The organism is Bacteroides sp. AF32-8BH (assembly GCF_003435205.1).
Lineage (GTDB): Bacteria > Bacteroidota > Bacteroidia > Bacteroidales > Bacteroidaceae > Bacteroides > Bacteroides ovatus.
In genome coordinates this window covers 21,467-44,735 of record NZ_QVLZ01000030.1, presented here as the reverse complement: position 1 = coordinate 44,735, position 23,269 = coordinate 21,467, and the positions used below count along the sequence as shown (strand labels likewise).

Genomic DNA, 23,269 nt, shown 5'->3' with positions numbered 1-23,269 from the left:
TAAACCCACATCTAATGTCACACTTGCCAACTTTGATTGCCGACCTTGCGCTGATATTAATATCGGCCAGTATCATAACCTTGTTGTTCAAATGGCTAAAACAGCCTTTAGTCTTAGGTTACATTATTGCCGGATTGCTGGCAGGTCCTTATATTAATATTTTCCCTACAGTAGGAGATATTGAGAATATCAATATATGGGCAGAAATAGGTGTTATATTCCTGCTCTTTGCACTCGGACTGGAGTTTAGTTTTAAGAAGCTCATGAATGTAGGTTCCACAGCTTTTATAACGGCTATCACCGAAGTAATCAGTATGTTGCTCATTGGATATTTGGTGGGACAATTATTAGGATGGGGCACAATGAATTCCATTTTCCTGGGGGGAATGTTGTCTATGTCGTCCACTACAATCATTATCAAAGCCTTCAATGATCTGGAATTGCGTAACCAACGTTTTACCGGTATCGTATTCGGTACTCTGGTAGTGGAAGACCTGATTGCTATCTTAATGATGGTGCTTCTTTCCACAATGGCAGTGAGTCAAGACTTTGTGGGTGAAGATTTGCTGATAAGTGTGCTCAAGGTCGTTTTCTTTTTAATCCTGTGGTTTCTCATAGGTATCTTCGTTATTCCGGCCTTTCTCAAAAAAGCAAAGAAGTTGATGAATAACGAAACTCTTCTGATTGTCTCTCTCGGTCTTTGTCTGGGAATGGTGGTATTGGCTACTTACACAGGTTTTTCAACAGCGCTAGGAGCATTTATCATGGGATCTATCCTTGCCGAAACCATCGAGGCCGAACATATCGAACATATCATACAACCGGTAAAAGATCTCTTCGGAGCTATCTTTTTCGTTTCGGTCGGTATGCTGGTGAATCCGACTGTATTGGTAGAATACGCCTGGCCTGTCATCATCATTACACTGGTTACCATTATCGGCAAAGCCATTTTCTCTTCGTTTGGCGTACTCTTATCCGGAGAACCACTGAACACTTCCATCAAATCCGGATTCAGCCTGGCACAAATCGGAGAGTTTGCTTTCATTATTGCCGGACTGGGTGTTTCGCTCAAAGTGCTTGATCCGTTTATTTCACCTATCATTGTGGCTGTATCTGTTATTACCACTTTCACGACTCCTTACTTTATCCGTTTAGCCAATCCTTTTGCCGAATGGCTTTACAAAATATTGCCTACTAAAGTACAGGAGACATTAGATCGTTATGCTTCCGGCAAGAAGACCATGAACCACGATAGTGACTGGAAGAAATTACTAAAAAACATGATTGGGAGAGTTGTCATCTATAGCGTACTGCTCACTGCTATTTGGCTGCTGTCGATACAAATCATTTATCCCGTCATCAGCGAAATGTTTACTCCTATCACTATATGGATCAAACTGGTGATGTGTCTGGGTACTCTTCTGCTTATGACTCCTTTTTTATGGGCGCTCATCTCCAACAAATACAACTCTTCGGAATTATTCCTGAAGCTATGGAGAGACGAGAATTACAATCACGGACGCCTGGTTTCCCTGGTTCTGGGACGTGTATCTGTTGCTCTTTTCTTTATCACTAGTGTAGTCATCAGCTACTTTAAACTAAACTGGGGAATAAGTGTGATTATTGCCATAGCCGTAGTAGCATTGATTCTTATTCTTAGGGAAGACCTCACGCAATATTCACGATTGGAAACAAGATTCCTTGCCAATCTTAACCGACGGGAAGAGGTAGCTAAAAAACGGCACCCGCTAAAAACAAGTTTCAATAGCGAATTCAATGATAAAGACCTTGACTTGACATCTATCCTCGTATCGCCTTATTCCGATTACATCGGCAAGTCTTTAGGAGAACTTTCATTCAGGCAAAATTTTGGAGTAAATGTCGTCGCGATCACTCGTGGCGATCTGAACATATATATACCGAAAAGCTCTGAACACATCTATCCGCAGGATAAATTGACAGTAGTTGGTACAGATACGCAATTGCAGGAATTCAGAAATAGAATAGAAGATGTAAAAAATACATCAGATATGGATGCAGTGGATAAAAAGATAACTCTCCACTCTTTCACGGTAGACGAAGAATTCCGCTTTTTAAATCAGACCATCGCTCAGTCTCATTTAGGAGAGAAGCATGATAGCATTGTTGTAGCTATTGAACGAAATGACGAACTGATTACCTTGGATAAAGACACAACTTTCCAATTAGGAGATCTCGTCTGGATTGTAGGCAACCGGGAAAAGATTAGAGAAATACTGTACTTAACGTAATTTGTATCTAAGCCAGAATGGAATACAAAAGTAAAGTACACCCAATACAACAGCTTTAATGTTTTTGTACAGGCTGTATACTGCAATAAAGTTCTGATTCAAAATAAATACGTTACATATAAAGTCCAGATGAGGCTGAACTCAAAACTAAACTTGAAGTTCAGCCTCATCTGCTTTACTTATCTAACATTCTATTTACAAAGTGAGGACGCGTGAATGGCTTACTTGGTCCTATAGTTGGTTTAGCACTGCGCGTTTGTGATTTATTCTGCAAATCAAATACGGCAAACTCCTCATAAGACATTTGTTTACCCAAACTTCTTTCCATTATTTTATCATATATCGCTTTACGGGAAGGAGCATTAAACCCCTCGGTATTACTATTCATCATACTCTCTTCTGAAGGACGATACGCCCCTTTTATATAAGTACATGCCCCTTCAAATACTCCCAGTTTTTCTGACACATACCGATTATCATTCAAGAAAGCAGACCAAAGTACCTGAGATGGATCGGATGTAAAATCAACATTCTGCGCCCATCCTAATGTCTGCAGATACTGTACATTTTTTATTTCTTTAGAAGAAATAGTCCCATTTTCCTGATAAGCATACTCATCTTCTAATTTGGCAAAACCATGTCCAACAGCCTCGTGTACAAGTACCTGCCTGAAACTTTCACTTTGCAAATCGTATATCACCGGGCAATAAGCAATAGCAAACTCAACCACTTTCGTCTGATTAGTATAACCAAAATAAGTAGTTCCTGCATACGCAGGAGAATTTAGAATTACAACAGCCAATGTTTCACTCATATCTATATTATCCACGCATTGTACATAACGTTGTACAGCATTATCTTCACCGGAAATCCCCGTACTGTTTCCACCCGCCAGTTCACAACCAAGCGCTGTTTCATATCCTGTACCAAAAATATTGTGTTTCGAAACCGCAGTTACTGCATATACATTAAAATAATCTCGAAGTGACTTAATGGGTTCTTCCGTAAAAAGATTCTCAAAAGCTTTGTCCATAACCGCATCATAAGTTCCATCGTTAATTTCAGTATCTATAAATCCATCGCCCATAAGCACAATAGGAAGCCCTTTTCCCAACTTTGCTGTTTGCAGAACACGTACTTTTTTATCTGACGAATAATCAGTAGATTCACTAGCCACTTCCCCCCTTTGTATGATAGTAACCATCTCTACTACGATTGATTCCATATCAGTTACTTTCACAAAGTAGATATAGGCAGTACGGGAAACACCATCAGTATTAGGCAATACAGTCAGGTTAAGCATGTAGGAAGAGGATGCACGAGTTTTTGTCTCCTGTGTCAGCCAAGTGCCAGTACCCAAAGAACCATAAATCAACAATTCATCTTCAGCTATATTCGTAGAGAATCTAATATCCAATTCCCCACCTTCAACAGATACATTATATATATTCTGCTCAAGATTCACAAATTCTGCCGATTCCTGCTCTATGGTAATGTCTTGCGTCAATGTCCCAGAAGTTAATGTAAGTGTTGCTGTACGTACATTTCCTGTTATATTCTCACTGATAGCAGTAAGCGTAATATTGCACGTACCCGCTTCTCCCGAAACCGGAGCGATTGTAAACCAATCCGCAACTGTACTCGCCTTCCATTCACGGGTACTCGTAAAACTGATTGTTACCTGCGAACCTTTAGCCGAACCCATCACGACATCTCCGACATTCTCTATCGAGAAGTTAGGATCTACTTCATCTTCAGTACAGGATACTATAAAAAACAAAAACAAGGGAAATAATAGAAGATAAATTGTTCTCATACCCATTACATGTTATTTTGTTATACCAAAGATAAACTACATTTTCATTACCAGAAAATTTATTCGACAAATCGCCCTAAAAAAAAGACGTACGGACTTTTTTTTGAACTTTCCGATATAGAATAATAGTCATTCAGCAATTTTATTTCACCTCTTCAAAATCAACATGATATATCTATTAGCGACTTGCGTACATGTGTTGCAAATATAACGCAAATCCGAAAATAAGCATTCACAGGCAACAACAGTTCTTGCCCACAAAAATATGATATTCATAAACAACGGGATGTAAACGCATAAAAATCAAAAGAAAGCGGTTATTTTAACAGATTCTTCGGTTTTATCCTTACCTTTGTATGTGATATTGAGTTATTGTACTCGAACAATAATAAGAAAACCATGTAGATACATAATAAATTCAAATTATAAAACAATTTATTATATTGAATATATGTCAATATGGAGCAAACTTATAGGAATCAAGAAAACTGAGGACAGAAACAATGCCATCGGTAATAAAATTACATCTGTACCATTTAGTGCCCCAAACTATGCCATAGTAGATGTTGAAGTTGGCTTGAAAGATCATAAAATCCATGATATAGGGGCACTCCTACATGATGGCACGACATTCCATAAAACTTCCAAAGATGAATTGTTTAGTTTTCTTTGTGATATAGACTACATCTGCGGTCACAATATCATTCATCATGATGCCAAATATCTGTTCACGGATAAAACATGCCGCTGGATTTTAGTTGATACACTTTATGTCTCGCCTTTATTGTTCCCGGAACGCCCTTACCATAGGCTTGTGAAAGATGACAAACTGATTAGTGAACAGATGAACAATCCGGTGAACGATTGCAAGAAAGCAAACGACTTGTTACTGGACGAAATAGCATGCTGGAATTCATTGCCGAAAGAAAAGCGCATACTATTCGCATCGCTACTAAAGGGCAAAAAAGAGTTTGAGGGATTTCTCCGCATAATGAATGCGGAGTATATCAATGAAGGAATACCTAAACTTATAAAAAAACTGTATGCAGGAAAGATTTGCCAACATGCTGACCTTGACATGCTCATCGAACAATATCCATGCGGATTGGCATACGCATTGGCTCTAATTGATACTACTGATTATCGTTCCATCACTCCCGGATGGGTACTTTACAATTATCCGGAAGTGGAATTTATTGTAAAACTCCTGCGCCACACCAGTTGCCGGGAAGGCTGTGACTACTGCAATACGCAACTGGACGTGCTTCATAACTTAAAAGTATTTTTCGGATATGAACGCTTTCGAACATACGAAGGCGAGCCACTGCAAGAACAAGCAGCTCAAGCTGCGGTAAAAGGCAAATCGTTGTTGGCGATATTTCCTACTGGTGGAGGCAAATCACTTACCTTCCAGTTACCAGCACTCATGGCAGGACGTTCTGTACACGGGCTTACGGTTGTTATCTCCCCCTTACAGTCACTAATGAAAGACCAAGTAGACAACCTTGCCGACAGAGGCATCACGGATGCCGTGACCATAAATGGAATGTTAGACCCCATCACAAGAGCACTGTCCATACAAAGAGTACAAGACGGAGAAGCCTCACTTTTGTATATATCTCCCGAAATGCTTCGTTCAAAAACTATCGAGAAAATATTGATAGCACGCCACGTTGTAAGATTTGTGATAGACGAAGCGCATTGCTTTTCTTCATGGGGGCAGGATTTCAGGGTTGACTATCTCTACATAGGTAAATTCATCCGAGAATACCAGCAAAAGAAAAAATGCAAGAATCCAATACCCGTATCCTGCTTTACGGCTACGGCAAAACAAAAAGTAGTACAAGACATCTGCGACTATTTCAAACAAACATTGAATTTAGACTTAGAATTATTCGCATCAACAGCCTCAAGAACAAATCTGCGTTATTCCGTCATACATGCCGATAGTGACAATGATAAATATTTAAAGCTAAGAGAACTTGTGGCTGAATCCAATTGTCCGACAATCATTTACGTATCACGTACCAAACGGACTGAAGAACTGGCAACCAAATTGACTCGTGACGGTTATAAGGCACTACCTTTCAATGGTAAAATGGAATCAGATGAAAAAATTGCCAACCAAGATGCATTCATGAATGACCAAGTACACATCATCGTGGCTACGTCTGCATTTGGTATGGGAGTCGACAAAAAAGATGTCGGTCTTGTGGTACATTATGACATTTCCGATTCGCTGGAGAACTACGTTCAAGAAGCAGGTAGAGCCGGTCGTGATCCCAGCCTCAGCGCGCGTTGTTATGTGCTTTATAGTGACAATGATTTGGACAAGCATTTTATACTATTGAACCAAACAAAACTAAGCATCAGTGAAATACAACAGGTATGGAAAGCCATAAAAGACCTTACCAGACAACGTATGAAAGTCAGCTGTTCTGCATTGGAAATTGCCCGGCAGGCAGGATGGGACGATTCGGTATCTGATATTGAAACCCGTGTACGAACAGCATTAGCAGCTTTGGAACAAAGTGGATACTTGATAAGAGGAAATAATGTGCCTCACGTATATGCCACAGGCATCACGGTAAAGAATATGGATGAAGCAAGAAAGCGCATATCAATGTCATTGCTCTTCGACCGCGACGAAATAGAAAAGGCAGTCCGAATCATCAAATCATTGATATCCCAAAAACACATTGCCAAAGCCCAAGATTCAGAAGCAGAGTCGCGGATTGATTATCTGGCAGACATTTTGGGAATAAGCAAAAGAGAAGTTATATCCGTAGTGGAACGAATGCGACAAGAAGGCATATTGGCAGACAGCAAAGATATATCTGCTTATTTACTGGATGCAGGTGACTCGGAACGAAAGTCGCAAACACTCCTCGAACGTTTTGCAAAACTTGAACAATATATCCTCAACCATATTCCTGACGAATCTTTGCGAATATCATGCAAGCAACTGAATGACAATGCAGTAAACAACGGGATCAATACATCCAAAGAAAAAGATATTCGGACACTACTCTATTTCCTCACTGTCAAGGGCTATACCCGCAAAAAAGAGGATGCGGTTCGTAATATAGAAATAAGTCGTCAGGCAGACTTGGAATCAACCATCAAGCGTTTTGAAAAACGATTGGAAATTAGTCGTTTCGCCATAGAATGGCTATACAGGATCGCCTCAGATACGGAAACGGGAAATTCACCCAATAAGGCTATCCAATTTTCTGTAGTAGAACTTCTGAATCAAATAAAATCAAGCCCCCAATCCCTTTTCGGCGGACTTGATGACATTCAATTGGAAGACGTGGAAGAAGCACTTCTGTACTTATCAAAAATTGGTGCGCTAAAACTTGAAGGCGGTTTCCTGGTTCTTTATAACGCCATGAATATCCAAAGAATAAAGGACAACAAATCAAGATACAAGCAGGATGATTACCGGATGCTCAACGAATTCTACAAACAGAAGATTCAGCAAGTACATATTGTGGGCGAATATGCTAATCTGATGGTTAGGGATTACAATACAGCCCTGCGATATGTTCAAGACTATTTCCAAATGGATTACAGGAAGTTTGTTACAAAATACTTCAAAGGGGACAGAGTAAGCGAAATACAACGTAACTTGACGCCACAAAAATACAAGCAGTTGTTCGGGCAGCTATCCAAACGTCAAATGGAGATTATTTCCGATAAGGATTCACGTTGCATTGTGGTTGCAGCCGGACCAGGCAGCGGGAAAACACGAGTATTGGTTCACAAACTTGCCTCACTTCTGCTACTTGAAGACGTAAAACACGAGCAACTTCTGATGTTGACGTTTTCAAGGGCAGCGGCTACTGAATTCAAACAGAGACTCATGGAGTTGATAGGCAATGCAGCCCATTTTATTGAAATAAAGACATTCCACTCCTATTGTTTCGACCTTTTGGGGCGGATAGGAAATCTTGAAGATGCAAAAAGTGTCGTTGCAAAAGCAGCCGAAATGATCTGTCAAGGAGAAGTAGAGCCAAACAAAATAGGCAAGACGGTACTGGTCATAGACGAAGCTCAGGATATGGGAGTCGAAGAATATGCACTGTTAAGGGCCTTGATGGCCAACAACGAAGAAATGCGTGTGATAGCAGTGGGAGATGATGACCAAAACATCTATGAATTCCGTGGATCTGATTCCGACTATATGTACCGACTAACACAAGAAAACGGAAGTAAATTTGTCGAGATGACCGAAAATTACCGCAGTGCACACCATCCGGTGAATTTTGCCAACGGATTCTTGAGAACCATTGATAAAAGAATAAAAAGTACGCCAATTATCTCCATGAGAAAAGAAGAGGGTTGGGTCGAAGTAACACGCCATCAATCAAAGTATATGTATCAGCCACTCGTTGAAAAATTACTTCAACATAAAGACAAAGGCACTTCGTGTGTACTCACCCAAACAAACGAAGAGGCTGTTATCCTGATGGCTCTTTTGCGGAAACATGGCATAAATAGCAAATTAATACAGTCAATGGACGGTTTGCGCTTCTGGAATATGGCCGAAATAAGGTATCTCTTGCGGTATATAGACAAACGAGCAAAAACCCCTCTAATTCCAGAAGAATTATGGGAGGAAGCCAAACATGCAACCTTTTCTGCTTATGATGGTAGTCTAAGTCTGACGTATGTAAAGCGTTGTGTAGAGCAGTTTGAACAAACCAACAAAGCAAAATACCTCTGTGACTTCAAAGAGTTTGTATTTGAATCATCGGTGGAAGACTTTTGTGATGTTTCAGGAGCAGAAGTAGTGGTATCAACCATTCATAAAGCCAAGGGTAGAGAGTTTGACGACGTGTATATACTAGTATCTGATAATTATTCAAAAGATGCCTATCTGATGCGCAAATACTATGTAGGAATAACTCGTGCGAAAAACCGGCTGTTTATACATACGAACGGTGACTGCTTTAATCGTTTAAGTACAGATCGATATTTTGTCGACCAACGACAGTATGACATGCCCGAAGAAATCGTACTACAGCTCTCACATAAAGATGTCTATCTAGGATTCTTCAAAGAACGTAAGCAGGAAGTTTTAGCATTAAGAGGTGGGGATTCTTTGAATTATAATGATTTCTTTTTGTATAGTTCATCAACTAATAAACCTGTAGCAAGGTTATCATTAAAAATGCAAGACACATTATCAGAGTGGGAAGAAAGAGGTTATAAGGTGAAATCCGCATCTGTACGGTTCGTTGTAGCATGGAAGCCCAAAGATGCACAAAAAAATGAATCAGAAACAGCCGTTCTTTTAGCAGATTTGGTTCTTTGTAAGATAACAACCATGAATCCCCCAAATACAAAAGTACAAAAGCGTGCAGCTTATTGAGCTGCACGCTTTTGTCTTATTAATTTATTATAAATTAGTTCCTTATCGGAATCATTTGACTTCCTCAAAGATAATCATTACTGAATATCAATACATTATATATTGCTTGGTACAGATATGATTACTTTGCTCCAGTTACTACATATTTAAGCCTTAGAAAAAGCAGAAAAACCGCCACAGGAAAACTTTAACTTAGTTTAACTATGCTATTTTGTGTGATTTCTGTTTTCTCTTGTTTTCAAATAGTCTTGGATATTTTCTCTTGTTATGGTTTTGCTTTCAAAAATCACTGATTACTATGTGATTGCAAAAATACACCTACGATTTGTCTATCGTTTTTTATGAAAATCTATTGTACCTTTGCATAGGGAAAATAAACAATAATAGGTATGAAGCAAAAACAAGATATACTTCACTCTCTGATAATCGAGGTTACTATGGTGCTATTAGCTTCAATGATAGCGTTTCAAGTATGCAATATGCTTGGAATACGAATGAGTTTGATTCCATTAGTTATGGTCATCGGATATGTCATACAAAAACTACTACACCATCTTTGCATTATCTTAGCAAGGTATCTTGTTGATGCAATTCCTCCATCATTGCTAATATCTGTCAAAAAGTGTGTGAGTAAAAAGACACAGCCTTTAGCGTATTCACCTACCTCAAACAATGAAGAAGTCCAGAAAAAGCGACTGGAGCTATTTCATTATGAATACCAACGTGAGCAACAACAATACCAATGGCAAAAAGAAAGAGAAGAAGATGAAAAATTGAATGCTATCCTGAGATACACACGAGATACATTTAAACGGTTTGATTTGGAGGAAATAGAGATTTACCAAATATGCGAATCTGTCCGCTATTTTGCAATTAACCGTCAAGTGCTTTCTGCAACCGAAATTCATATCAAGAAGCGCACGTCCCTCACTCAAATCTCGTTGAAGAACTTTGCTTGGAATATCGCTTTTCAATATAATATAGGTAGAGATATGACTACATCATTTGTAATGGCGACATTTGCAGAGTGGTTTGCCAATTCCACATTTGATACTGTTAGAAAGAATCTGCGTACAACCACAGGACGGCATAAGATTGAAATAGACGAAAATATTTTGGCAAAGTACAATGTGCAGACCCATTAGCAAAATTAAATTTATGCATGTTTCGCATAATAAGATTAGGCCAACCCCTTATCATATATGACATTCAATAGTTCGTTTGCTAGTTTGGTATCTGAAATTTTAATGATACTGTCTTCTTCTGTTGAATATCCAAGAACATTAACACTACCATACCAGATGGCCGTTTTATCAATGATACAGGCGCATAACGATAGTTTTGGAACAATCCTTATGAATAACCCTTGATTCTTTAGATACTCGGTTTGTTCGTTCTCGGTTGTTGTAAAAATAGCAACATCAATACCATTTGCCTGAAGTTCAAGCAAGTTTTTTATAAGCGCGTTCCGCTCTACACGGTAAAGTCTTGGAGATGATATTACAACAGATTGATTTGAGCTTTTCATTTCTTGAACAATGGGATAACGGAACGTATTCCCATTGAAGATTTGCCCTTCACACGATGATAAATGCAAGTCCTCAGTCGCATCAAATAAAGTCGATACTTCTTTCGTAAGAACACGATAACCAATGGCTGAATATCCCTTTAGCCGTTTACGATACATACTTTCGCACACAGGTTCGTGTATGTCAATATAATCATAAATGCGAACATCTGTTTTACCTTCATTCTCTCTATGCAATCGACCTGCATATTGGGCAACCAATCCTTTCCACGAAATAGGAAGAGCAAGAAATAGTGTATCAAGCCTTGGATAATCAAAGCCCTCTCCTACATATTTTCCTGTAGCGACTATTACAAGAGGAGCGTCCCGTGGAATATCCTGTAGTTTTTGTATAATTTCACGTTTATGTTTGCTCGTACCCTCTCCTGTAAGTTTTATAACATTAGCTACTTGTGGTTCAAGCATTTTCGTAATCAACTCGACATGAGAAGTTCTACTTGTCAGTATAATTGGTGTACGACCTGAGGCTACTGCGTTAAGAACATCTTCTATGATGAGATTATTTCGCATCTCAGATTCCGCAAGTGATTGTGAGAGTGCCGTAAATGTATGTTTGTCGTCTGTAACGGGTCGATACGAAGTAAACCTCGGCACAAGATAACGTTGAAACGATTGTTTTTGTATCTGTGCCTTAGCATCAACTGAAAATCGAATCGGGCCACATTGCATAAAAATAATTGGCTGTAGTCCGTCTTTGCGAATTGGAGTGGCAGTAAGCCCATAAACATAATGAGCCGTAACGTGTTTTAGAACATTTTCAAAAGTTATTGAAGATACATGATGACATTCATCAACAATAACCATTCCGTAATCTTGTACAAAAGACTTGACTTCACCATCTTCAAAGCAAGATTGCATAAGAGCCACATCAACAACTCCATGCAATGTATTTGAAGTTGAATCAAGACTTCCGACTGGAGAAAAGACTTTCTTTCTACCACGTTTCTTAGGTACGTTATCCTCTATGAAATCAATATCAAGAAATTCAGAAAGGCGTTCGTGCCATTGCATAAGCAATGCTTTAGAATGTACCAAGATAAGTGTATTTATCTTTCTTTGGGCAATCAATGCTGCCGCTGTAACAGTCTTTCCAAAAGCGGTTGTTGCCGACAATACTCCATTTGTATGGGGCATAAGTGAATTAATGGCTTCTAACTGCTCATCACGTTCTTTACCCTTAAAGGCTATCGCAATAGATTTGCCATGGTTGGTTTTATCAATTATTTCATAATCAATACTTAGAGAAGACAACATGGCTATTATAGCCTCTTCGCACCCCCGAGGCATAACAAGAAACTCATCATTGAAATCAGCGCGACAGATAATGCGAGGAATGTTATATGTTGAAATACGCATTGCCTGCTTACTGTAAAAATCAGGATTCTTGAAGGCGGCAAATCGCTTCAACTGATTAATCACCTTGCTGGAAATTGAACTTAATGGGATATAAATATTGTCGGATTTGTTGATTTTAAGTTTACTATCAAAGTCTGTCCGTGCGACTTCTTGTACAATAGGTATTTCCCAAGGCTTTGCTTCCGAAGATGTGGCTAATGCTCCAAAATCCTCTTGTTGATGTTCAACCAACAATCTATCCACGACACATTCGTCAATTCTCTTGACATTGTACAAATATGCCCATTGGTCTTTGAATGGAAGAAATTTATCATCAACAAAAACGCTGTTTCCCACTTTTCTTGCTCCACCTTGTAATGGTAGTGCTATTAGATTTCCAAATCCTCCTTCCGGTATTCTATCTTGGTTTGGAAAGAAACGGTCGTATGAATCAAAAGAAATTCTTCCATTCCGCTTCATAGCTTCCGTAAGAATGATATTACCAAACCGTCTCACTTTAATAGCTGGAATCGCATCAGTGAAGAAGACCCATACATGTGCTCCATTTCCAGACCTTGAACGCTCAATGCTACATGGGACATTCCAATCTCGACAAACAGAAACGAATGCCAACACATCATCCTTATATCCGTGAGTGCAGTTTTTGTCATCAAAATCAGCGCACAGAAAAGAGCATTTATTATCCGGAGTAATGACATACAGGCCGATAACATCACATCCGTTTTCGTCTTTACCTTCCAAATGACGATATATGTCTTGGTTTGTCAATGACGCAAAATTACGGTTGGGACATTCCGTACATTTATGTTTTTTCTTGTCGCATATTCCTCTACGCCATTCGTTGATACAGACTGGTTGATAGCCACCTTTTTCTGTGGTTTTGCTGAACCATCGTCGTGCAAATACATCATCCCTTCCTTTGAAAAAGCTATGGAATAATTCTATTTTCTCATCAAGAGAGAAATATACAGGAGGAAATGAGATAGAAGAGAATACTGATTCCTCATCCATTCTGTTTGTAGTAGAATAGGCAATGCCGTATTGCCGAAGGATTGATTTCAATTCTTCGTTTTCCGCAAGAAGGCTGTCGTATTTTCTGACAAGTGTGTCGTATTTCTCCTTAAAGTTATCCATCATACGCTTAGAGATTCTTTTGACACTTACAAAAATACGAAAAAGGACCCAGACTATTGAATATAATTCACTATATTTGCAGAATAAAATTACATCTAAGAATGAAGCTAAATAGAATAAAGGCAGTCTTGACAGACAAAGGTATCTCGCAGACATGGCTAGCCAAACAACTTGACAAAAGTTTTAGCATGGTTAATGCCTATGCTTGTAATAGAATCCAGCCCAATTTGGATACGTTACAGCAGATTGCGGAAATACTTCAAGTGGATTTAAAAGAATTGATAACGGACAAAAACGAACGTCAATAGCGTTTGTCGTTATCAATTATTTTTACACTACAACTTCTGATAATATAAAAATATAGGAATATATGACACCGGAAGAAAAAGCTCGAATTAAAATTGACCAATGGCTGACCGAAGCCGGTTGGAAAGTTATAAACCGAGAAGAATATGAACCGACTTGTACGGCTGTAGCCATAAGGGAAGGATTGCTAAAAGGTAATCTTGAAGCCGATTATTTCCTTTTTATAAATGGAAAGGCTGTTGGTGTGCTTGAAGCCAAGCGTGAAGAAACGGACGCTTTCTCGGCAAAAGTGTGTGAGCAAGCTGCACTATATGCTAAAAGTGTACCCAATATCTACCAAACGTATCAGAAGCCATTACCCTTTATCTTTACCTCCAACGGCAAGGAATTATATTTCTGTGATTTTCGCGAAAAGGATGCTTGTTTCATCCAAATAATGACTATACCCACACCGCACGAACTGGTTAAGAAGTTGGGAATAAATGATTATTTTGCCGGACTACCTACTCTGCGCAAAAAAGGGTTGCGTAATTGCCAATATGAAGCCGTTACAGAACTGGAGAAAAGTTTTCGCACAGGTCAAAATCGTGCATTGATGGTTCTTGCCACAGGTGCAGGTAAAACATATACGGCTTGCCTTGCTGCATATCGTATGTTGTCATACACTCCTATGCGCAGAATCTTGTTCCTTGTGGATAGGAACAATCTTGGAAAACAAGCTGAAGGAGAGTTTGGCACATTCCGATTGACTGAAAACGGTGATGCTTTCAACACAATATTCACTGTCAACCGTCTTCGTTCTGCTTCCATTCCTGCTGATAGCAATGTAGTTATATCAACCATACAACGCCTTTTCTCTTTCTTGAAAGGAGAAGCCATAGAAGATACGGATGATGATGACGACAACGAACTAACGGAAGAAGTCGCCTTGCCTGATAATCCGAATTTGCCCCACGATTACTTTGACATGATTATCATAGATGAGTGCCACCGCTCTATCTATGGAAACTGGCGCAAGGTACTCGAATACTTTGACACGGCAAAACTAGTGGGACTGACGGCAACCCCTATTCCAGAAACAATAGCATTCTTCAATAACAATCGTATCGTCAACTATACTTTGGAAAAGAGTATTGTGGACGGTGTAAATGTGGATTGCCGTGTATATCGCATCAAGACAGAAGCTACCGAAAACGGTGGAGCTATATTGGAAGGAGAAAAAGTAAAAGAGGAGACTCGCTATACAGGAGAGATAAAAACAATCAGCAACAAAGAGACAAAGACCTACACCAATAAAGAACTGAACCGAAGCATTATCAACCCGGCACAAATCAAACTAATACTCTCCACTTATCGTGATGCGGTCTATACCGAGATGTTCAACGACCCACAGCGTGAACCAAATATGGACTATCTGCCCAAGACTTTGATATTTGCTCTCAACGAAGCCCATGCCACCAACATAGTGCAGATAGCGAAAGAAGTGTTTGGACGTACTGATGACCGTTTCGTTCAGAAAATCACTTATTCGGCAGGAGATAGCAATGAACTGATACGACAATTCCGAAACGATAAGGATTTCCGTATTGCCGTGACTTGCACATTGGTTGCAACAGGTACGGACGTAAAACCGCTGGAGGTGGTGATGTTTATGCGTGATGTAGAGTCCCAATCTCTTTATGTTCAGATGAAAGGTCGTGGCGTGCGTACCATCGGAGATGAGCAGCTACGCAATGTTACTCCAAATGCCTTTAGCAAGGATTGCTTTTACTTGGTGGATGCTGTGGGTGTTACAGAACACGAAAAGACTGTCCCTACAGCAACTGATGAGCCTACGACAAAGACCATTACCCTCAAAGAATTATTGGAACGGATTAGTCATGGTTATATCCCCGATGAATATCTGAAACGGCTTGCAGCAACACTTGCCCGAATCTATAACAGAGCTGATAATTCTCAACGAAAAGAGTTTGAGAACTTGGCTCACGGTGATATGAAGGAATTGTCGGCAAGAATCTACACTGCGCTTGAAAACGACACACTTCCTCCTTTTATAAATGCAAATGAACCCAATAGCGAACGCAAAGGATTGGTTTCTCCACTTGCAAATCATGCGGATGCCAGAAGATATTTGCTTATCCTTGCTGCCGGATTTGTCAATACATTGATGCCGGGCGAGGACACGCTTATCTCAAAAGGTTTCTCCGTAGAAGAAGCAAAAAGTACGACGGAGGCATTCGAGGAGTTCTGCAAAGAACATAGTGACGAGATAGAAGCTTTACGCATTATATATAATAATGAAGGAGAGCCAATCACTTATTCAATGTTGAAGGACTTGGAGAATAAACTCAAAATGGCGAATAACCATTTTACGTCCAAACAACTTTGGAACTCCTATGCCATAGTCAATCCAGCGGTTGTAAGACGTTCCACAACAAAGGAAGAAAGTGATGCCCTGACCAATATCATACAGTTGGTTCGTTTCGCTTACCATCAGATTGAAAAATTGGATAGCGTGGTTACCACCTCCAAGCAATACTTCAACTTGTGGCTGGGACAAACGCAACGTAACATAACAGACAAACAGCGAGAAGTAATCAGCCGCATTGTAGATTATATTGCATCCAATGGAGCTTGCACTATTAGAGACATCCGAGAGGACGATGCAACCCAAGCGGCTCAAATGATACGAGCCTTTGGTAATATGCAGAAGGCAGACGAGGCTTTGCACTCACTTTACACATTTGTAGTTTTAAGAAAATCAGCATAATATAATGGCAACAAATAACGCAACAGAGCAGTCGCTCACAAAAAAGGTTTGGAATTTGGCAACAACCCTTGCCGGACAAGGCATCGGCTTCACCGACTATATCACCCAACTGACCTATCTTCTGTTTTTGAAGATGGATGCCGAGAATGTAGAAATGTTTGGAGAGGAATCAGCTATACCCACCGGTTATCAGTGGATGGACTTAATCTCTCTTGACGGATTGGATCTGGTCAAGCAGTATGAAGATACGCTAAAGCAGCTCAGCGAACAAGAAAACCTAATTGGCACAATTTATACCAAAGCCCAAAACAAGATTGACAAGCCCGTTTATCTCAAAAAGGTTATCTCGATGATTGATGAAGAGCAGTGGCTCATCATGGATGGAGATGTAAAGGGTGCTATCTATGAAAGCATTTTGGAGAAGAATGGTCAGGATAAGAAGAGCGGAGCCGGGCAATACTTTACGCCTCGTCCATTGATTAAGGCAATGGTAGATTGCATCGCTCCACAAATGGGCGAAACGGTTTGTGATCCGGCTTGTGGTACTGGAGGTTTCCTGCTGACGGCATACGACTATATGAAAGATCAATCCGCCAACAAGGAAAAGCGTGACTTTCTGCGTAACAAAGCTTTGCATGGAGTAGACAATACACCATTAGTTGTAACGCTTGCTTCCATGAACCTCTATCTGCATGGTGTCGGTACAGACCGAAGCCCGATTGTATGCGAGGATTCTTTGGAGAAAGAGCCTTCCACGCTTGTTGATGTGATTCTTGCCAACCCTCCTTTCGGCACTCGTCCGGCAGGTTCGGTAGATATTAACCGTCCCGATTTCTATGTCGAGACAAAGAATAACCAGTTGAATTTCCTCCAGCACATGATGCTGATGCTCAAAACAGGAGGACGTGCTGCGGTGGTATTACCCGATAATGTTCTTTTTGAAGCCGGAGCAGGTGAAACTATCCGCAAACGCTTGTTACAGGATTTCAATCTTCACACCATCCTGCGCCTACCCACCGGTATTTTCTATGCTCAGGGAGTGAAAGCCAACGTATTGTTCTTTACAAAGGGGCAACCCACTAAAGAGGTTTGGTTCTATGACTATCGTACCGATGTGAAGCACACTTTGGCAACCAATAAATTGGAACGACATCACTTGGATGATTTCGTTTCCTGCTACAATTCCGGTAACTTAGCCGAACGAAAAGAAACATACGATGCCGAGAATAATCCACAAGGGCGTTGGCGCAAATATGCTGTGGACGAACTATTGGCTCGCGACAAAACCAGTCTCGACATCACTTGGATTCGTCAAGGTGGCGAAGTGGACGACCGCTCATTATCGGAACTAATGGATGAGATAAAGGAGAAAAGCGATACTATCAGCAATGCCGTGGCAGAGCTGCAAAAGTTATTGGCAAATATAGAGGAGGACTAAATTTTATGGGCAAAGACATCATCACAAACAATCAAGAAATAAACAACTTGTTTCAAAAAGTTGTTGACCTTATCACTCAGGCAAGGAAACGTGTGGCGACAACAGTCAATATCGCTGAAGTCTATACAAAATTCCATATTGGCCAATATATAGTAGAATATGAACAAAAGGGAGAGATTAGAGCTGAATACGGAAAGACTGTACTGAAAGAACTCTCTAAACGTCTGACTGACAGATTAGGAGACGGTTGGGGATATTCAACTTTAAAAAACATCAAACAGTTCTATTTAGTTTATGCGAAAAGGCTAAACACTGTCGAGCCAATTGAAAACAGCAAACTTAGGTTGCAAAATGAGGAAAGGAAATACGATCAAGATTTAGTGCAGGATAAAAAGGACAAACACTGTTTAGCCTTTTCAGAAGAATCATTTACTCTTTCGTGGTCACACTATCTAATATTGATGCGTATAACAGACCCAATGGCTCGAAGATTCTATGAAATTGAGTGCCGACAACAAGATTGGAGTGTGCGACAACTCAGCCGGCAAGTGGCATCTTCGCTTTACGAACGTCTTGCGCTCTCACGTAACAAAGACGAGGTGATGCGGTTGGCACAGGAGGGACAAACCCTTGAAAAGCCATCTGACATTATCAAGAACCCCATTACATTAGAGTTTCTTGGTCTAAAGCCTGATGCTGTATACTCGGAAACTAAACTAGAGAATGCCATTATCAGCAAGATGCAGCAATTCCTATTGGAACTTGGCAAGGGATTTCTTTTTGAGGCTCGTCAAAAGAGATTTACATTTGATGAACAACATTTCTATGTTGACTTAGTGTTCTACAATCGCTTGCTACAATGTTATGTGCTTATAGACTTGAAGATAGAGAGACTTACCCATCAAGACTTAGGACAGATGCAGATGTATGTCAATTATTACGATCGCCACGTCAAACAAGATTTTGAAAAGCCGACAATTGGCATCCTGCTGTGTAAGGAGAAAAACGATGCACTTGTGGAACTTACCTTACCCAAAGATGCCAATATATACGCCTCGGCATATCAGCTCTATCTCCCTAACAAAGCTCTATTGCAGGCCAAGGTAAAGGAGTGGATTGAAGAGTTTGAAGAGAGTGAAGAAGAGAAACAAATAAACAAAAACTAATTGTGCAGCCAAGAACTGCACAAACTGTCCAACCAAAAATTGGACAAATAGATTAACTGGTATGGATACTAAGAAATTACGTCAAAAGATACTCGACCTTGCCATTCATGGTAAACTCGTCCCTCAAGACCCGAATGATGAGCCTGCATCTGTTCTCCTTGAACGTATCAAGGCAGAAAAGGAGCGACTGATAAAAGAGGGTAAAATTAAAAAGAGCAAAAAGTCTACAAAGGCTTCTGATACGCCCCATTATGAGAATGTACCGTTTGAGGTGCCGGAATCGTGGGTGTGGTGTAAATTCCAAGATTGCATGGATGTTCGTGACGGAACTCATGATTCACCTAAATATACTCAAGAAGGCTACCCTTTAATCACTAGTAAAGATTTTAAGAACGGACAATTTGACTTTTCAAAAACCAGATATATCTCAGAAGTAGATTATAAAAATATTATCAAACGCTCAAAAGTTGATATTGGAGACATATTGTACTCTATGATAGGAGGAAATATCGGAAGTATGATTTACATACAGCATGATAATTATTTTGACATGGCAATAAAAAATGTTGCTCTTTTTAAGCCTTATCAAAATAGCGACATTAGTACAAAATATATCGCTTATTTCTTAGAATCAAAAATAAAAGAGTATCAAGCAATAGCTATTGGTGGTGCGCAACCTTTTGTTGGATTAGATATTTTTAGGAACACTCTTGTACCATTACCTCCACTTGCAGAGCAACATCGCATTATAACAGAAATAGAGAAATGGCTTGCTTTGATAGACCAAATAGAACAAGGCAAAGTCGACTTACAGACCATCATCAAACAAACCAAAAGTAAAATTCTTGACCTTGCCATTCACGGAAAGCTCGTACCGCAAGACCCGAACGACGAGCCAGCCATTAAACTCTTGAAACGCATAAATCCCGACTTCACACCTTGTGATAACGGGCATTATACGCAGTTGCCTGATGGATGGACTGCTTGTAGGCTTGAACAAGTAGCAGACATATTGGATAATTTACGAAAACCGATTAATTCTAGTGAACGAGATTCACGTATAAGGAATAGGCAAATCGATGAATTGTACCCTTATTATGGTGCGACAGGTCAAGTTGGACTGATAGACGACTATATTATAAATGGCAATTATTTATTGCTTGGTGAAGATGGTGCACCATTCCTTGATAAAAATGCAATTAAGGCATATTCTATTAGTGGAAAAAGCTGGGTAAATAATCATGCTCATATCCTATCTCCTAAAATTGATTTTGAATTTCTACAGTACTCACTTAATCAAATTGATTATTCTGAATACGTAAATGGAAGTACACGCTTGAAACTTACGCAAACCGATATGCGTTCTATTAAAATAATGCTACCCCCATTAGCAGAACAAAAACGAATTAAGTCTAAAATACAGATTTTGTTTTCTCAATTGGATTTGATGATGGAGAGTCTATAAACTCTCCATTATCAAATCTAAAGACATAAACGCTTTAGTTATAGCCTTTATAATCTTTTGTTGTTCCTTGTAAGGTGGAATAGGAACTTCGATAGCTTTAAATATTTTCTTGTTCAAGTGAGGAATGGCAGACCCAACCTTACTTTCTCTCAAGATTTTCCTATGCAAGTTGATAACTTGTAGTACATATTCTTCGTTCATATTTTCGTTGATACGCAACTGCTTGAAAGTACTACCTTGATAGCCGTCAATCGAACTCCGGAAAACCTCACCAGAGTTCTCGCCATCAACTAGAATCAAGAGAGTGTTTGCAGTTACAAACTTGCCGGAAAGCAAAGACTTTGCCTCCCGTTCTCCACGCAAAAATTTTACATCAAGATTGATTCGTTTAATGCCACTTTGCTTTTCTCCATCTGTTAAATTGCATAAAGTTTGCATAGATGCAATTTGCCATCCATCAGGCAACTGCGTATAATGCCCGATACGTTCTGCTATATTGTTACTGTATTCATTATAAATCAATGTAATATGGTAACAAAATTCAAAAATTATTTGGCAAAAACTAATCTTGCCAAGAACACCGTCACCTCTTATGTGTGGACGGTGCAGTATTTCCTCAACCATTATGGAGAAGTAAACAAGAAGAACCTTTTGGCATACAAGGGGTATTTGGTAGAGAACTTCAAGCCGCAGACTGTGAACCTGAGATTGCAAGGTATCAATAAGTTCTTGGAGTTTACGAAACAAGAAAAACTAAAAGTGAAGTTCGTAAAGGTGCAACAAAAGAACTTTTTGGAAAATGTAATCAGCGATGCCGATTACAAATTTCTCAAAGCACGGCTTAAAGCTGATGGTTATGAGGAGTGGTATTTTATTGTGTGGTTTATGGCTGCCACCGGAGCACGTGTTAGTGAATTACTCCACATCAAAGCGGAACACATCAAAGTGGGCTATCTTGATTTGTATAGTAAAGGTGGAAAGATTCGACGGCTATACATCCCCAAGAATTTACGGACAGAAGCAGAAAAGTGGTTGAAAAGTCAAGGCTTGACATCGGGCTATATCTTCCTGAACCGTTTCGGACAGCGTATTACTACTCGTGGAATCGCTTCTCAACTCAAGCATTTTGCTGAAAAATATGGAATGAACAAGGAGGTAGTTTATCCTCATTCATTCCGTCATCGTTTTGCCAAGAACTTTCTTGACCGCTTTAACGACCTTGCTCTACTTGCCGACCTTATGGGGCATGAAAGCATAGAAACTACTCGTATCTATCTTCGTAGAACAGCCAGTGAGCAACAGAAGATTGTAGATAAGGTGGTGAACTGGTAAAATCACACCAACCCTTAGAAGTGTATTGGATTACACTTCTAAGGCGTTTTGAATGTTGTCAAAGACATGAAATAATTCTTCTATTTTTTGAACTATGCGTTGTTGCTCTGCAAGAGGCGGTAAAATAATATTCTCATTTCTTATTATCTCTCCTGATATTGCTTTAAACGTAGTCCCTGTTGATTGATTATCAAAGCTATCTTGCAAGGTTTGAAGTAAATAGAAATAAAAATCCACATTACCTTCAAAAGGGGTTAAAGCACATAATCCACGCCCAATACATATTTGATTTTTTGTTATATTCACAACTCCAACTGGGGCTCGAACACATAATAAGATGGAATTAGGTTCTGCTATTTTTGTGGGCTCATTTGTAAATATACCAGACTCTAAAAGAAATTTATCTGAAAAACATATTTTCCCTTGATGAAATTCTATACCTCTTTTATTATTTAATGAATCTCCTTTAGGGGATTGCCCCATTGTGATTTTAAGTACATTACTAAGTTGACAATACGCCCATCCTTGTGGTAACTTCCTACTATGCCCGTTATCACAAGTGATTTCTGCCTTCGAGTTGATGCGTTTGAGCAGTTCTGAGGCAGGTTCATCGTTTGGGTCTTGTGGTACGAGTTTGCCGTGAATGGCAAGGTCAAGAATCTTACTCTTGGCTTGCTTGATGGTTGCCTGCAAATCTTCCTTTCCACTTTCTATAACGTCAATCAAAGAGAACCAGTGTTCAATTTCTTTCACAATACGCTTTTGCTCAGCAAGAGGTGGCAATGGAATCATGCCATTACAAGCATCTGTTGTACTCAAGCGTGGCATCTTAACACCATATCCACATTGTTGCGTATAGTCAAGAAAATATGCCGAACGCAGTACATGATTAAGATAATATGAAGAAACATTACAGTATGAATTGAATGGCATTATTTCAGTTGTACAATATCCTGATTGTGGTGCGACCAAGACCTTATTCAGATATGTGCGTAATTTAGAGTATAGGATATCTCCTTTGTTGAATCTGTGCCGTACTCCTTTAATACTTCTTTTTGATCTAGAAAGTGTTTGAATGATTTTTGCTGTATCCTTTTCTAAATCTTCAAGTTCTAAAACCCAGTCGTCATCGGTTATGCTATCAACGGAAACATTATTACATTCGCCATAATTACTAATTTCTCCCAAAGTTGTCCACACCCACGAACTTGGTACCTCAAACGGTACGTTCTCATAATGGGGCGTATGTAT

The 23,269-nt window shown here is 39.6% G+C and carries 13 protein-coding genes; 9 read left to right on the top strand and 4 right to left on the bottom strand.

Annotation, left to right across the window (positions count from 1 at the left end):
- The first annotated feature begins 14 nt into the window (after positions 1-14).
- A complete protein-coding gene (locus tag DWZ47_RS20085; RefSeq protein WP_117514397.1) occupies positions 15-2,270 on the top strand; it encodes a cation:proton antiporter in 2,256 nt (751 codons plus the stop codon).
- A gap of 175 nt (positions 2,271-2,445) precedes the next feature.
- Here DWZ47_RS20085 and DWZ47_RS20080 read toward each other — a convergent pair whose 3' ends face one another.
- Positions 2,446-4,092: a M64 family metallopeptidase gene (locus DWZ47_RS20080; RefSeq protein ID WP_117514395.1), complete on the bottom strand. Its 1,647-nt coding sequence runs from the start codon at positions 4,090-4,092 to the stop codon at positions 2,446-2,448.
- A gap of 445 nt (positions 4,093-4,537) precedes the next feature.
- On the opposite strand from DWZ47_RS20080, the gene DWZ47_RS20075 reads away from it, so the two are divergent.
- Positions 4,538-9,463 carry a RecQ family ATP-dependent DNA helicase gene (locus DWZ47_RS20075; protein ID WP_117514392.1) on the top strand — a complete coding sequence of 1,642 codons (4,926 nt, stop codon included), beginning with the start codon at positions 4,538-4,540 and terminating at the stop codon, positions 9,461-9,463.
- Positions 9,464-9,852: 389 nt separating this feature from the next.
- Positions 9,853-10,608, top strand: coding sequence for a hypothetical protein (locus tag DWZ47_RS20070; protein ID WP_007571720.1), 756 nt, complete (start codon positions 9,853-9,855; stop codon positions 10,606-10,608).
- A gap of 35 nt (positions 10,609-10,643) precedes the next feature.
- On the opposite strand, the gene DWZ47_RS20065 is transcribed toward DWZ47_RS20070, so the two are convergent.
- The gene (locus tag DWZ47_RS20065) at positions 10,644-13,541 is read right to left on the bottom strand and encodes a TOTE conflict system archaeo-eukaryotic primase domain-containing protein (RefSeq protein ID WP_040312250.1); all 2,898 of its coding nucleotides are present in this window, start codon (positions 13,539-13,541) and stop codon (positions 10,644-10,646) included.
- Positions 13,542-13,642: 101 nt separating this feature from the next.
- Here DWZ47_RS20065 and DWZ47_RS20060 point away from each other — a divergent pair, with 101 nt between their 5' ends.
- The 5 genes from DWZ47_RS20060 (at position 13,643) to DWZ47_RS20040 (ending at position 20,686) form a co-directional block, all read left to right on the top strand.
- Positions 13,643-13,849, top strand: coding sequence for a helix-turn-helix domain-containing protein (locus DWZ47_RS20060; protein ID WP_007571724.1), 207 nt, complete (start codon positions 13,643-13,645; stop codon positions 13,847-13,849).
- A 62-nt stretch (positions 13,850-13,911) separates the two neighbouring features.
- On the top strand, positions 13,912-16,617 hold the full coding sequence (locus DWZ47_RS20055; RefSeq protein ID WP_007571726.1) for a DEAD/DEAH box helicase family protein: 2,706 nt from the start codon (positions 13,912-13,914) through the stop codon (positions 16,615-16,617).
- Between the two features lie 4 nt (positions 16,618-16,621).
- On the top strand, positions 16,622-18,055 hold the full coding sequence (locus tag DWZ47_RS20050) for a class I SAM-dependent DNA methyltransferase (RefSeq protein WP_095231460.1): 1,434 nt from the start codon (positions 16,622-16,624) through the stop codon (positions 18,053-18,055).
- Between the two features lie 5 nt (positions 18,056-18,060).
- Positions 18,061-19,221 (top strand): YhcG family protein, encoded by a 1,161-nt coding sequence (locus DWZ47_RS20045; protein ID WP_007571730.1) that lies wholly within the window; start codon positions 18,061-18,063, stop codon positions 19,219-19,221.
- Positions 19,222-19,282: 61 nt separating this feature from the next.
- Positions 19,283-20,686 (top strand): restriction endonuclease subunit S, encoded by a 1,404-nt coding sequence (locus DWZ47_RS20040; protein ID WP_117514390.1) that lies wholly within the window; start codon positions 19,283-19,285, stop codon positions 20,684-20,686.
- Here DWZ47_RS20040 and DWZ47_RS20035 read toward each other — a convergent pair.
- Positions 20,681-21,208 carry a restriction endonuclease subunit S gene (locus DWZ47_RS20035; RefSeq protein WP_032584915.1) on the bottom strand — a complete coding sequence of 176 codons (528 nt, stop codon included), beginning with the start codon at positions 21,206-21,208 and terminating at the stop codon, positions 20,681-20,683. The genes DWZ47_RS20040 and DWZ47_RS20035 overlap by 6 nt on opposite strands.
- A gap of 6 nt (positions 21,209-21,214) precedes the next feature.
- On the opposite strand from DWZ47_RS20035, the gene DWZ47_RS20030 reads away from it, so the two are divergent.
- A complete protein-coding gene (locus DWZ47_RS20030) occupies positions 21,215-22,018 on the top strand; it encodes a tyrosine-type recombinase/integrase (RefSeq protein ID WP_007571734.1) in 804 nt (267 codons plus the stop codon).
- 30 nt (positions 22,019-22,048) lie between these two features.
- On the opposite strand, the gene DWZ47_RS20025 is transcribed toward DWZ47_RS20030, so the two are convergent.
- Complete coding sequence (locus tag DWZ47_RS20025) at positions 22,049-23,269, bottom strand: restriction endonuclease subunit S (protein ID WP_117514388.1); 1,221 nt, start codon at positions 23,267-23,269, stop codon at positions 22,049-22,051.

Bases quoted from the DNA above. Each gene is read 5' to 3' on its own strand.
- DWZ47_RS20040 (WP_117514390.1), top strand. From the start codon at position 19,283: ATGGATACTAAGAAATTACGTCAAAAGATACTCGACCTTGCCATTCAT.
- DWZ47_RS20050 (WP_095231460.1), top strand. From the start codon at position 16,622: ATGGCAACAAATAACGCAACAGAGCAGTCGCTCACAAAAAAGGTTTGG.
- DWZ47_RS20085 (WP_117514397.1), top strand. From the start codon at position 15: ATGTCACACTTGCCAACTTTGATTGCCGACCTTGCGCTGATATTAATA.
- DWZ47_RS20065 (WP_040312250.1), bottom strand. From the start codon at position 13,541: ATGGATAACTTTAAGGAGAAATACGACACACTTGTCAGAAAATACGAC.
- DWZ47_RS20045 (WP_007571730.1), top strand. From the start codon at position 18,061: ATGGGCAAAGACATCATCACAAACAATCAAGAAATAAACAACTTGTTT.
- DWZ47_RS20060 (WP_007571724.1), top strand. From the start codon at position 13,643: ATGAAGCTAAATAGAATAAAGGCAGTCTTGACAGACAAAGGTATCTCG.
- DWZ47_RS20055 (WP_007571726.1), top strand. From the start codon at position 13,912: ATGACACCGGAAGAAAAAGCTCGAATTAAAATTGACCAATGGCTGACC.
- DWZ47_RS20075 (WP_117514392.1), top strand. From the start codon at position 4,538: ATGTCAATATGGAGCAAACTTATAGGAATCAAGAAAACTGAGGACAGA.
- DWZ47_RS20070 (WP_007571720.1), top strand. From the start codon at position 9,853: ATGAAGCAAAAACAAGATATACTTCACTCTCTGATAATCGAGGTTACT.
- DWZ47_RS20080 (WP_117514395.1), bottom strand. From the start codon at position 4,092: ATGGGTATGAGAACAATTTATCTTCTATTATTTCCCTTGTTTTTGTTT.
- DWZ47_RS20030 (WP_007571734.1), top strand. From the start codon at position 21,215: ATGGTAACAAAATTCAAAAATTATTTGGCAAAAACTAATCTTGCCAAG.